This is a genomic window from Streptomyces sp. NPDC005281 (assembly GCF_040607495.1).
In the GTDB taxonomy this organism is placed as follows: Bacteria; Actinomycetota; Actinomycetes; order Streptomycetales; family Streptomycetaceae; genus Streptomyces.
This window is the reverse complement of sequence record NZ_JBEXGX010000011.1, coordinates 205,950-218,407: the sequence shown is the minus strand read 5'-3', so window position 1 is coordinate 218,407 and position 12,458 is coordinate 205,950. Positions and strand designations below refer to the sequence as shown.

The window sequence follows — 12,458 nt, the reverse complement described above, 5'->3', positions numbered from 1 at the left end:
ATCCGGCGGTGGTGCTCGGCAGTCGTGCCGCGGGGCAGGATCGTCCTCCTGCCCCGCGGCCCTCGGCTCCCGGGCGGTCAGCGCGCCGTCAGGATGCGCGGACCGGAGTTCGTGATGGCCACCGTGTGCTCGGCGTGCGCCGCCCGGGAGCCGTCGTTCGTGCGCAGCGTCCAGCCGTCGGGAGCCGGGTGGTAGCCGTCCGTGCCGCCGCCGATGAGCATCGGCTCGATGGCGAGGACCATGCCGTGCCGCAGCGGCAGTCCGCGGCCGGGGCGGCCCTCGTTGGGGACGGCAGGGTCCTCGTGCATGCGGCGCCCCACCCCGTGGCCGCCGAACCCGTCCGGGATCCCGTACCCGCCCGCCCTGCACACCGTGCCGACGGCGTGCGCGATGTCCCCGATGCGGTTGCCGACGACGGCAGCCTCGATGCCGGCGGCCAGTGCCCGCTCGGCGGTCTCCACGAGCCGCGCGTCGGCGGCGCGCGGTGTGCCCACGATGAAGCTGATCGCCGAGTCGCCCACCCAGCCGCCGAGTTCGGCGCCGAAGTCGATGGAGACCAGGTCGCCGTCACGCAGCCGGTAGCCCGTCGGGATGCCATGCACGATCGCCTCGTTGACGGAGGCGCAGACGACCGCGGGGAAGGGTGTGGGCGCGAAGGAGGGGCGATACCCGAGGAAGGGCGATGTCGCGCCCGCGTCGCGCAGGACCTGATGCGCGATCTCGTCCAGCTCCAGCAGTGAGACGCCCACGTCAGCGGCCTCCCGCACCGCCGTGAGAGCCCTGCCCACGACCTGGCCGGCCGCGTACATCTGGTCGATCGACGTGTCGGTCTTCAGTTCCACCATGCCAATTACTATACCGGTATTAGAATGGTGTCATGGTGCGAACCCCCCTGACCCCAAAAGAGCGCGAACGCGGCGAGCGGCTCGGGCAACTGCTGCGCGAGGCCCGCGGCGGCCGCAGCATGGCGGACGTCGCCGGGGTGGCGGGGATCTCCGCCGAGACCCTGCGCAAGATCGAGACCGGGCGTGCGCCCACGCCGGCCTTCTTCACGGTCGCGGCGCTGGCGCGGGCCCTCGGGCTCTCCATGGACGAGCTCGTCGTGCGGTGCGCTCTGGTGCCGACGGGCTGAGGAGCCGTACGGCTTCGCGGCCACGACGGCCGGGTGCGCGGCCGCAAGGTCCCGACGGGCCGACGGGCCGGCCGGCCGGGTGGGCTTCACGGGCCCGGTCGGCAGCGTGCGGGTCCACAGTCCCGGCCGACCGGCCGGTCGACTGGCTTCGCGGTCCGGTCGACCGGCTACGCGGTCCGGCCGGCCGGTCGACCAACTACGCGGTTCGGCCGACGGGTCGCGGGCTTCGCGGGTCCTGGCCTGCCGGTCGGCCGGAGTTGAGAAATTGTTGAATTCACTGAATATTCCCTTGTCGTCTACGCGCGTAGTCACTAGCCTCCGGCCATGTCGAACACCAACGCCCGCTCCGGCGTGGCGACTTCGGACCAGCCGACGCTCGGCGAGGCGCTGCCGCCCACCCCTTCAGAGCCCACGGTCAGACGCGGACGCCGTGCGTCGCGCACGGTCGTACGGCTCGTCTGCACCGATCTCGACGGAACCCTGCTCGACTCGGCCGGCGCCATCCGCGCACGCACCCTGAGCACGCTCGCCGAGGCGGGGCGGGCCGAGGTCGCCGTGGTGGGGGTGACCGGACGGCCTGTCCGCGACACCCTGGACCTGGCCCGGCGCTACGGCCTGACCGGACCCGTGGTGTGCAGCAACGGGGCAGTGACGGTGGACGCCGAATCGGGGCGGCTGCTGGACTGCCGGGGGTTCGGCCCCGGCGACGCGGCGAAGATCCTGCGCGCGGTCCGCGACGCCGTGCCCGGCGTCGCGCTGGGGGTCGACTCCGTGTCCGGGCTCCGCCTGGAGACGGCGTTCGTGCGACTGGTGCCGAACACCTGGCGGCACAGTGCGTACGAGGGTGTGTCCGCGCCGGTGGACGCGGACCCCGTGGTCAAGATCCTCGCCGCTCATCCGATGCTCCTCGTGGACGAACTGGCCGCTTTGATCGGCTCGGTCGTCGGTGACCGCGCGGTGATCACGAGATCCACCGGGGACTTCCTCGAACTGTCCGCCCCCGGCGTGGACAAGGGGGAGGCGCTGCGGTCGCTCGCCGAGCGGAGCGGGCTTCCGCTGGAGCACACCGCCGCCGTCGGCGACATGCCCAACGACATCCCGATGCTGCGCGCGGCCGGACTCGCCGCCGCCGTCGCCAACGCCCACGAGGACACCCTCCGGGCGGCCGACATCGTGCTGCCGAGCAACGACGACGAAGGTGTCGCAGCCCTCATCCGGCTCGTGCTGCCCCGCGCGGCGGCGGTGGAGGCCTGCCGCATCTGAGGACGCGGCGGCGGCAGCCGTTTCCGGTCGAGCCCGAGCGGGTGCCGCGCGCGGTCCCCGCTCGGGAGTGCTCCGACGCGCCCCTCGCCAGGGACCTCCGCGCCCGCGCCGAAAACTCCCCGTAGTCGATACGTAACACGACTGGTGTTACCTGTCGGGTCGAAGTGCTCACGTCGGGCGGGGAGTTGGGTAATGAATGTAGGACAACTCCCGGAGAGGGTGCTGGAGTTCGCGCGGTACCTGAACGGGCTGGTGGATCGGCTAGACGGGAGCGGCGGCTGGTGCGGAGTGTTCTGGCACCGCGACCCCGAAGGGATGCGAGCCTGCCTCGAAGGGCGGGAGGTGCCGCCGTGGGATGTCGTGGAGGCGCTCCTCCAGGACGTCTTCGCGCAGTACGGGGAGCGCGCCGCCGCTCAGGAGACGGTACGGGCCCGCACGCTGTACGAGGCCTCACTGGCCGCGTACGACGTTCGCCCGGGCAGCCGGGACGCCCTGAGCGACCGCCTGGACGTCATGCTCCGCGAACAGCGCTACGCCGCCGAACTCCGGGCCGAACTGAACCTGCGGATCGCCTCGGCGGCTTCCCGCGAACAGGCCGAGGCGATCCGCCTGGACCTAGCCTGGGCCGAGGACGATCACCAACGAGCCACCGCCCGCTGCGCCGAGCTGCGCCACCGCATGGACAACGTCGACCGCCACGCCCTGCGGGTCCGTGCGCGAGGCGCGTCGAGCTTCCCTCCCTCGGGCACCGGGGGAGGCGCGGGGCCGGTCCCCGGCTCCCGTCCGACCTCCGTGGAGCCGACCGGGCCCCGGTTTCCTTCGGACCGGGTCCCGAGCGGTCACCCGGAGTCCGGGACCCGTCCCGGGGGCCTCGCGGCCCGTCCCACGGGCTTCGAGCCGGGCGGCATCGTGGAACTCGTATCTCCGCCGATGGATCACTCACCGGGCTACGACGTACAGCCCACGCCGACTCACCACTCGCCGGGCTACGTCGTACAGCCCACGCCGACTCACCACTCACCGGGCTACGACGTACAGCCCGCGCCGACTCACCACTCGCCGGGCCGCGACCCACAGCCCCTGTCCCGGCCCACGCCGCCCATGCCGCTCGGCGACCCACGGCCCGGGCGCCCGTTGACGGACTCCGCGCCGAGCGGCGCACAGGCCCATGGCCCGGCCGCCACGCCCGCCCCGGCGCATGACAGGACCCCGCCCGGCGCCGGGGGGCCGTCCCCGGCGAAACGGTCCAAGCGGCGCCGCCGAGGTGGCGCTCGCTTCGCCGGGATGGCGGAGGCGGACGCGGCGCCCATGGCCGTACCGGAGACGGCGCCCGTGTTGCCCGCCCCGCCCGCACAGGGCGGGCGTACACCCCGAGGCGCACGTTTCGCCGGGGCCGCCGAGGAACCCGTGCGCCCGCGCCCGACGGCGGAGCCGGAGCCGCCGGACGAGGACGCGCGGCGGCTCGTCGCGGAGATCGTCGCGTCGCTCGCGCGGCTGCGGGGCGAAGGCCGCAGCGGCGAGGCACACGCCCTGCTGGTCGAAGCCGCGTACTGGCCCCCCGCCCGCTTCCCCCTGCTCGCCGCCGAACTGCACCGCTCCGGCCTCGACGCGGACTGGGCCACCCTGCTGTGGGAGGCGGCCTCGCTGCCCGCCGGCCGGCTGGTGGCCGCGGCCGACGCGCTCACCGCCGCCGGCCGCGCCCCCGACGGCCGGCAGATGCTGCGGCAGGGCGCCACCCGTCCCGCGCCCGAGATCGGCGCCGCCGTCCTGGACCTCGCCGACGAGGGCCGGGGGCGCGAGATCGGCGCGCTCCTCGACGCCTACGTCCGGGTACGCACCCCGGAGGAGGCCGCCCGCAGCGCCGAGGCGGACCCGGAGCGCCTCGTACCGCTCCTCCTGGGGGCGGCCCGGGGCGTGTCCGAGGAATGCACGTGGGACCTGGTCCACGCCTTGCGTGTCGCGGGGTTGACGGTCTGACCTTCCGCCCGGAGGCGGCCGGGTTGACGGTCTGACGCTCTGCCCGGAGGCGGCTGGGTTGACGGCCTGAGGCTCCGCCCGGAGGTGGCCCCATGGACGGCCTGACCTTCCGCCCGGAGGCGGCCGGGCGGAAGGTCTGACGCTCCGCCCGGAAGCCGCCGGGTTCACGGCCGGACCCCTCCGCCCGGAAGTCGCCGGGTTCGCCTGCTGACCCGCGACCGGAAGGGGGGCGCACCGCACCACCGCACCGCCATTGCCCTGGCACCCCGCCCCCGCTCCGCGCGCGGTCGCGCTCCCGCGTGTGCGGGCGCCCGCGCGTCCCCCGATCGGCCGTTCCTCCGGCCCCACCGGCCACGTCACTAACCCGTGGGGGTCAGAAACGTGATCGACTCAGCGGGTTAACGACGATGGTCTTGGCAAGGCTGTCCGGGGGGCTTACTTTCGAGCCTCTACAGCCTTTGTCTACGGGCGTAGAGGCTCTCTGACGTCCCGTCGAAGGAGCAGCTCATGGGCAACGTCGTACGTGCCGCCCTGGTCCAGGCCACCTGGACCGGCGACACCGCATCCATGGTCGCCAAGCACGAGGAACACGCCCGTGAGGCGGCCCGGCAGGGTGCCAAGGTCATCGGATTCCAGGAAGTCTTCAACGCCCCCTACTTCTGCCAGGTCCAGGAGCCGGAGCACTACGGCTGGGCGGAGCCGGTCCCCGACGGGCCGACCGTCACCCGTATGAGTGAGCTCGCGCGCGAGACCGGCATGGTGATCGTCGTGCCCGTGTTCGAGGTCGAGCAGTCCGGCTTCTACTACAACACCGCGGCCGTGATCGACGCCGACGGCACCTACCTCGGCAAGTACCGCAAGCACCACATCCCGCAGGTGAAGGGCTTCTGGGAGAAGTACTACTTCAAGCCCGGCAACCTCGGCTGGCCCGTCTTCGACACCGCCGTCGGCCGCGTCGGCGTCTACATCTGCTACGACCGGCACTTCCCCGAAGGCTGGCGGCAGCTCGGCCTGAACGGCGCCCAGCTCGTCTACAACCCCTCCGCCACCTCCCGCGGCCTCTCCGCCCACCTCTGGCAGCTGGAACAGCCCGCGGCGGCCGTCGCCAACGAGTACTTCATCGCCGCGATCAACCGGGTCGGGCAGGAGGAGTACGGCGACAACGACTTCTACGGAACCTCGTACTTCGTCGACCCGCGCGGACAGTTCGTCGGCGGGACGGCGAGCGACAAGAGCGAGGAACTCATCGTCCGCGACCTGGACTTCGGCCTCATCGAGGAAGTACGCCAGCAGTGGGCGTTCTACCGCGACCGGCGCCCCGACGCCTACGAAGGGCTGGTGCAGCCATGACCGACCTGTACACCCGTCACCAGGCCGTCCTGCCGGACTGGCTGGCCCTCTACTACGAGGACCCGATCGAGATCACCCACGGCGAGGGCCGCCATGTCTGGGACGCCGAGGGCAACAAGTACCTCGACTTCTTCGGCGGCATCCTCACCACGATGACCGCGCACGCCCTGCCCGAGGTGACGAAGGCGGTCAACGAGCAGGCCAGCCGGATCATCCACTCCTCGACGCTCTACCTCAACCGTCCGATGGTCGAACTCGCCGAGCGCGTCGCCCAGTTGTCCGGCATCCCCGACGCGCGCGTCTTCTTCACGACCTCCGGGACCGAAGCCAACGACACGGCCCTGCTGCTCGCCACCGCCCACCGGCGCAGCAACCAGATCCTCGCCATGCGCAACAGCTACCACGGCCGGTCGTTCAGCGCGGTCGGGATCACCGGCAACAAGGGCTGGTCACCCACCTCCCTGTCACCGCTCCAGACGCTGTACGTGCACGGTGGCGTCCGCACCCGCGGCCCCTACGCCGGCCTCGACGACGCCGCGTTCATCGACGCCTGTGTCGAGGACCTGAAGGACCTGCTCGGCCATGTCCGCCCGCCCGCCGCGCTGATCGCCGAACCGGTCCAGGGAGTCGGCGGCTTCACCGCACCGCCCGACGGCCTGTACGCGGCCTTCCGCGAGGTCCTCGGGCAGCACGGCATCCTGTGGATCTCCGACGAGGTCCAGACGGGCTGGGGCCGCACCGGCGAGCACTTCTGGGGCTGGCAGGCTCACGACGCCTCCGGCCCGCCCGACATGCTCACCTTCGCCAAGGGCATCGGCAACGGCATGTCCATCGGCGGCGTCGTCGCCCGCGCGGAGATCATGAACTGCCTCGACTCCAACTCCATCTCGACCTTCGGCGGTTCACCGGTCACGATGGCGGCGGGGCTCGCGAACCTCACCTACCTCCTCGAACACGACCTCCAGGGCAACGCCCGGCGCGTCGGTGGCCTGCTCATCGAACGCCTCCGCGCGGTCGCCGCGCAGTTCGGCGGCGTACGCGAGGTACGCGGGCGCGGACTGATGATCGGTATCGAACTGGTGGAGCCCGGCACCGACCGCGCGAACCCCCAGGGGGCGGCCGCGGTGCTCGAAGCGGCCCGCGAGGAAGGCCTGTTGATCGGCAAGGGCGGCGGCCACGACACCAGTGTGCTGCGCATCGCCCCGCCGCTCTCCCTCACCGTCGCGGAGGCGGAGGAGGGCGCGTCGATCCTGGAACGCGCCCTGCGGCGGGCCCAGTAAAAGATCGTGAGCAAGGGCGGGTGAGCCGAAGGGGCGGGCGGTGGCGAAGACCCCGGTGCGCGAGGACCCGGAGCAACGGGTACGCGCCGGGTTCCCGGCACCGGCCGCAGCGCTCCGCAGGCGAACCGAGCCACGGACAAAGGGGAACGCCGCCATGACCACCGTCCTTGAACCCGCCCTCTCGGTGCGTCAGGTCCTCGCCCTGGACCGGGTGCTCGCCGGAGAGCCCGAGGTGGTGGCCGGAGCCGGCCACCTCGACCGGTCCGTGCGCTGGGTGCACGTCGCCGAGGCCGCCGATGTGGGCGTCATGCTCAGCGGCGGCGAAATGGTCCTCACCACCGGGGTGTTGCTGGCGGGTGACCCCGACGCCCAGGCCGAGTACATCCGTTCGCTGCACCGCGCCGAGGCGGCGGCCGTCGTCCTCGGGCTCGGCCGGGCCTTCCCGGCGCCCCCGGACGTGATGCGCCGGGCCGCCGAACGCTGCGGACTGCCGATGGTGGTGCTCCACCGTCCCTTCCCCTTCGCCGAGTTGACGGAGGAGGTCCAGTCCCGACTGGTGCGGCACAAGTTCGCGGCCGTGAGCCTCTCGGAGGCCGTACGCACCGCACTCACCGGGCTGATCACCACCGGTGCCCCGCTCCAGCACCTGCTCGACGAGATCGCCGTGCACGCCGCCTGCCCCGTGGTCGTCACCAACCTCGCCCACCGGGTTCTCGCCACCGCCGGTGAACGCTCCGCGGTGGACGACGTCCTGCGCGACTGGGACCGTATCGCCCGGCAGGCGGGCGGCAGCCAGGGCGACGGATGGATCCGCGCCGAACTGGGCGGACGGGGGCAGCGATGGGGCCGCATCGTGCTGTGCGGCCACCGGGGCGACGCGGCGACCGGCCGGCTGCTCGCCGACCGTGGCGCCGAGGCCCTGGTGCTGCACCGCATGCTCGCCGGCCCCGCCCACTCCTGGGAGGAGGAGTCCGCACAGGGCCTGCTGACGGACCTGGTGAGCGGTGCCGTACCGGCCCGCCAGCTCCTGCCTCGGGCGCGCGCCGCCGGACTGCCGGTGAACCGCCGCACCTTCGTGCCGCTCGTGGTGCGAGGCGGCGACCCCACCCAACTCGACCGTGTGCTGCGGCTGCTGGGGTTGCCGGGGCTCGTCGCCGAACTGTCCGACGGAGCCACCGCCGTGTTGCTCAGCCTTCCGCGTGACCAGGACGCGGAGGCCCTGGCCGAGCACTTCGCCGTGCGGCTGCGGCACGAGACCGGGGTCCCCGGCACCGTGGCCGCCGCCGGGCCCCGTATCGCCTGGGACGACGTGCCCGCCGGACTGCGTGAAGCCCTGCACGTCGCCGAGGCCGCCGCCGGCACACCCGCCCACGAGGATCCGCCCGCGCTGGTCCGGCTGCGTGACGTCCATCTGCGCGGTCTCGTCCGGCTGCTCCGGGACGATCCGCACGTCCAGTCCTTCGCCGAACGAGAGCTCGACGGACTGCTCTGCGGGCCGCGGGCGGACCCGCGGCTGCTGCCCGTCCTGCGGACCTACCTCGCCACCGGGCGCAACAAGTCGCGCACCGCACAGCTCCACCACGTCAGCCGGCCCGCGCTCTACCGCCGCCTGGAGGCCATACAGGCCCGCCTCGGCGTCGACCTCGACGACTTCGAGCAGGCCGCCTCGGTCCACATCGCCCTGCTCGCTCACGACGCGCAGCAGCGATGAGGGCCCGATGAGCGGCGCCGGCGGTGAGGACGGTCGGGCAACAGCGGTGAAACACGGGACGACTCAGGTGAAACATGGGAGAACGCGGAGGTGACACCGTGGAACGGCACTGCGCTTCGGACGTGACACGGTGCAACTCAAAGAACGGGCCGGGGCTTTCTAGTCTCCTCGCACACCTAGCGACCGGAGGTCCCGATGAGCAGAGTGATCCGCGCCGCCGTCTTCCAGACCGCATGGACCGGCGACAAGGAATCGATGATCCAGGTCCACGAGCAGGCGGCCCGCGACGCGGCCGCGCAGGGCGCCCAAGTCCTGTGCTTCCAGGAGCTGTTCTACGGACCGTACTTCTGCCAGGTCCAGGACAAGGAGTTCTACGCGTACGCCGAGCAGATCCCCGAGGGCCCCATCGTCCGGCGCTTCCAGGCGCTGGCGAAGGAACTGGGCCTCGTCCTCGTGCTGCCGATGTACGAGGAGGAACAGCCCGGCGTCCTGTACAACACCGCGGCGGTGATCGACGCCGACGGCTCCTACCTGGGCAAGTACCGCAAGACCCACATTCCCCAAGTCCCTGGATTCTGGGAGAAGTTCTACTTCAGGCCCGGGAACTCCGGCTGGCCCGTCTTCGACACCGCCGTCGGCCGGATCGGCGTCTACATCTGCTACGACCGGCACTTCCCGGAAGGCTGGCGGGCGCTCGGTCTCGCGGGTGCCGAGATCGTCTTCAACCCGTCGGCCACCTCACGTGGTCTGTCCGGCTACCTCTGGCAGCTGGAGCAGCCGGCCGCGGCCGTCGCCAACGAGTACTTCGTCGGTGCGATCAACCGGGTCGGGCAGGAGGAGTACGGCGACAACGACTTCTACGGGACCTCGTACTTCGTGGACCCCGAGGCGCAGTTCGTCGGCGAGGTGGCGAGCGACAAGGAGAGCGAACTCCTCGTGCGCGACCTGGACATGGCCAAGCTCCGAGAGGTCCGCGACCGGTGGCAGTTCTACCGCGACCGCGCCCCGGGGGCGTACGGGCCGCTGACCGCGCCCTAGGTCGCGTTCCGGTCGTCCGTGCCGCGGGTCCGGCGATCCGAGCACCGCACCCGCGGCACGGCACCCGGTACGGGCCGCCCCGCGAACCACCCCACGGGCCTCCTCGCCGGGAGACAGCGCCGGCCCCGGCCCCCGACAGCCTCACAACGCCCTCAGCGCACACACGACCGGAAGGAGAGGGAGCATGAGCCGTACCGTCATCCGGGGTGGTCTCGTCATCACCGCGTCCGACGAGATCCACGCCGACGTCCTGATCGAGGACGGCCGGATCGCCGCCCTCGCCGCGACGGGCACGCCCGCGGCCCAGTCGTGGACGGCCGAGCGCACGATCGAAGCCACCGGAAAGTACGTCATCCCGGGCGGTGTCGACGCCCACACCCACATGGAACTGCCCTTCGGCGGCACCTTCGCCTCCGACACCTTCGAGACCGGCACCCGGGCCGCGGCCTGGGGCGGCACGACCACCATCATCGACTTCGCCGTCCAGAGCGTCGGCCGGTCACTGCGTGAGGGCCTCGACGCCTGGAACGCCAAGGCGGACGGCAACTGCGCCATCGACTACGGCTTTCACATGATCGTCTCCGATGTGAACCAGGAGACGCTCAAGGAGATGGACCTGCTGGTCGAGGAGGGCGTCACCTCCTTCAAGCAGTTCATGGCCTACCCGGGCGTCTTCTACAGCGACGACGGCCAGATCCTGCGCGCCATGCAGCGCTCCGCCGAGAACGGCGGGCTCATCATGATGCACGCCGAGAACGGCATCGCGATCGACGTGCTCGTGGAACAGGCGCTGGCCCGCGGCGAGACCGACCCGCGCTACCACGGAGAGGTGCGCAAGGCGCTGCTGGAGGCCGAGGCCACCCACCGCGCGATCAAGCTCGCCCAGGTCGCGGGCGCCCCGCTCTACGTCGTGCACGTCTCGGCGACCGAGGCCGTCGCCGAGATCTCCCGTGCGCGCGACGAGGGTCTGAACGTCTTCGGCGAGACCTGCCCCCAATACCTGTTCCTGTCGACGGACAACCTCGCGGAACCGGACTTCGAGGGCGCGAAGTACGTGTGCAGCACGCCGCTTCGGCCCAAGGAGCACCAGGCGGCCCTGTGGCGCGGTCTGCGCACCAACGACCTCCAGGTGGTGTCGACGGACCACTGCCCGTTCTGCTTCGTCGGCCAGAAGGAACTCGGCCGCGGCGACTTCTCGAAGATCCCCAACGGCCTTCCCGGCGTCGAGAACCGCATGGACCTGCTCCACCAGGCCGTCCTCGACGGGCACATCTCCCGCCGCCGCTGGATCGAGATCGCCTGTGCCACACCGGCCCGCATGTTCGGTCTGTACCCGAAGAAGGGCACCATCGCGCCGGGCGCCGACGCCGACGTCGTCATCTACGACCCGCACGCCGAGCAGACCATCTCCGCCGAGACCCACCACATGAACGTCGACTACTCGGCGTACGAGGGCAGGCGCGTCACCGGACGGGTCGAGAGCGTGCTCTCGCGCGGCGAACCGGTCATCACCGACCGGGAGTTCACCGGACGCGCGGGCCACGGCGTCTACACCCCCCGTTCCACCTGTCAGTACCTTCTCTGAGCGACCAGGAGTGGCGCCATGGACTTCGGACTCGTCCTTCAGACAGACCCCCCGGCCTCCCGTGTCATCGACCTGATGAAGCGGGCCGAGGCCAACGGCTTCACGTACGGCTGGACCTTCGACTCAGCCGTGCTGTGGCAGGAACCGTTCGTGATCTACAGCCAGATCCTGGCCAACACGGAGAAGTTGACGGTCGGCCCGATGGTCACCAACCCGGGCACCCGCACCTGGGAGGTCACCGCCTCCACCTTCGCGACGCTCAACGACATGTACGGCAACCGCACGGTGTGCGGCATCGGGCGCGGTGACTCGGCGATGCGTGTCGCCGGACGCAAGCCCAACACACTGGCCCGGATCAGCGGTGCGATGAAGGTCATCCGCGCGCTCGGCCGGGGCGAGGAGGCCGACCTCGGCGGCACGGTCGTCAAGTTCCCCTGGGTCAGGCCGGGCGCCGAACTGCCGGTCTGGATGGCCGCGTACGGCCCGAAGGCGCTGAAGATGACGGGTGAGGAGGCCGACGGCTTCATCCTCCAGCTCGCCGACCTCTATCTCACCGAGTACATGGTCAAGACCGTGAAGGACGCGGCGGCCGGGGCCGGGCGCGACCCCGCCGAGGTGAAGATCTGCGTGGCCGCGCCCGCGTACATCACGGAGGACGACTCACCCGAGGCGCTCGCCCACGCACGCGAGCAGTGCCGCTGGTTCGGCGGCATGGTCGGCAACCACGTCGCCGACCTGGTCTCCAGGTACGGCGAGCACTCGGCGGCCGTACCCGACGAACTCACCGAGTACATCAAGGCCCGTGAGGGCTACGACTACTCCCACCACGGACGGGCCGACAACCCCGACACCGCGTTCGTGCCCGACGAGATCGTCGACAGGTTCTGTCTGATCGGCACCGCCGAGCGGCACATCGAGAAGCTGAACGCGCTGCGCGAGCTGGGCGTCGACCAGTTCGCGGTCTACGACATGCACGACGCCCAGGAAGCCACGATCGACGCGTACGGAGCGCGGGTCATTCCCGGCGTCAACGGGCGATAACCGAAGGTCAACCCCTCAGTCTCCCCTTCCCGCCGTCCCGGGAAGGGGATCAGGGCGCACTGCGCGCACCCCCCGAGTCGT

10 protein-coding genes are annotated in these 12,458 nt (G+C 71.6%); 9 read left to right on the top strand and 1 reads right to left on the bottom strand.

Annotated elements, in window-relative coordinates; genetic code table 11:
* Window positions 1–77: 77 nt before the first annotated feature.
* On the bottom strand, window positions 78–845 hold the full coding sequence (map, locus tag ABZV42_RS18000) for a type I methionyl aminopeptidase (protein ID WP_355978812.1): 768 nt from the start codon (window positions 843–845) through the stop codon (window positions 78–80).
* 32 nt (window positions 846–877) lie between these two features.
* On the opposite strand from map, the gene ABZV42_RS17995 reads away from it, so the two are divergent.
* The 9 genes from ABZV42_RS17995 to ABZV42_RS17955 all read left to right on the top strand — a co-directional run bounded on the left by ABZV42_RS17995 (window position 878) and on the right by ABZV42_RS17955 (window position 12,377).
* Window positions 878–1,132 (top strand): helix-turn-helix transcriptional regulator, encoded by a 255-nt coding sequence (locus ABZV42_RS17995; protein WP_356052617.1) that lies wholly within the window; start codon window positions 878–880, stop codon window positions 1,130–1,132.
* 324 nt (window positions 1,133–1,456) lie between these two features.
* Complete coding sequence (locus tag ABZV42_RS17990; RefSeq protein WP_355978808.1) at window positions 1,457–2,395, top strand: HAD family hydrolase; 939 nt, start codon at window positions 1,457–1,459, stop codon at window positions 2,393–2,395.
* Window positions 2,396–2,587: 192 nt separating this feature from the next.
* Entirely contained in the window at window positions 2,588–4,372 is a 1,785-nt protein-coding gene (locus tag ABZV42_RS17985; protein ID WP_356052615.1) for a hypothetical protein, read from the top strand.
* 507 nt (window positions 4,373–4,879) lie between these two features.
* Window positions 4,880–5,722 carry a nitrilase-related carbon-nitrogen hydrolase gene (locus ABZV42_RS17980; RefSeq protein WP_355978803.1) on the top strand — a complete coding sequence of 281 codons (843 nt, stop codon included), beginning with the start codon at window positions 4,880–4,882 and terminating at the stop codon, window positions 5,720–5,722.
* The gene (locus ABZV42_RS17975) at window positions 5,719–7,002 is read left to right on the top strand and encodes an aspartate aminotransferase family protein (RefSeq protein ID WP_356052613.1); all 1,284 of its coding nucleotides are present in this window, start codon (window positions 5,719–5,721) and stop codon (window positions 7,000–7,002) included. Before ABZV42_RS17980 ends, ABZV42_RS17975 begins: the two co-directional genes overlap by 4 nt.
* 154 nt (window positions 7,003–7,156) lie before the next feature.
* The gene (locus ABZV42_RS17970; RefSeq protein ID WP_356052611.1) at window positions 7,157–8,713 is read left to right on the top strand and encodes a PucR family transcriptional regulator; all 1,557 of its coding nucleotides are present in this window, start codon (window positions 7,157–7,159) and stop codon (window positions 8,711–8,713) included.
* 195 nt (window positions 8,714–8,908) lie between these two features.
* On the top strand, window positions 8,909–9,751 hold the full coding sequence (locus ABZV42_RS17965) for a nitrilase-related carbon-nitrogen hydrolase (RefSeq protein ID WP_355978797.1): 843 nt from the start codon (window positions 8,909–8,911) through the stop codon (window positions 9,749–9,751).
* Between the two features lie 184 nt (window positions 9,752–9,935).
* Window positions 9,936–11,336: a dihydropyrimidinase gene (gene hydA / locus ABZV42_RS17960; RefSeq protein ID WP_356052609.1), complete on the top strand. Its 1,401-nt coding sequence runs from the start codon at window positions 9,936–9,938 to the stop codon at window positions 11,334–11,336.
* 18 nt (window positions 11,337–11,354) lie between these two features.
* Window positions 11,355–12,377: a TIGR03842 family LLM class F420-dependent oxidoreductase gene (locus ABZV42_RS17955; protein ID WP_355978793.1), complete on the top strand. Its 1,023-nt coding sequence runs from the start codon at window positions 11,355–11,357 to the stop codon at window positions 12,375–12,377.
* Window positions 12,378–12,458: the final 81 nt, after the last annotated feature.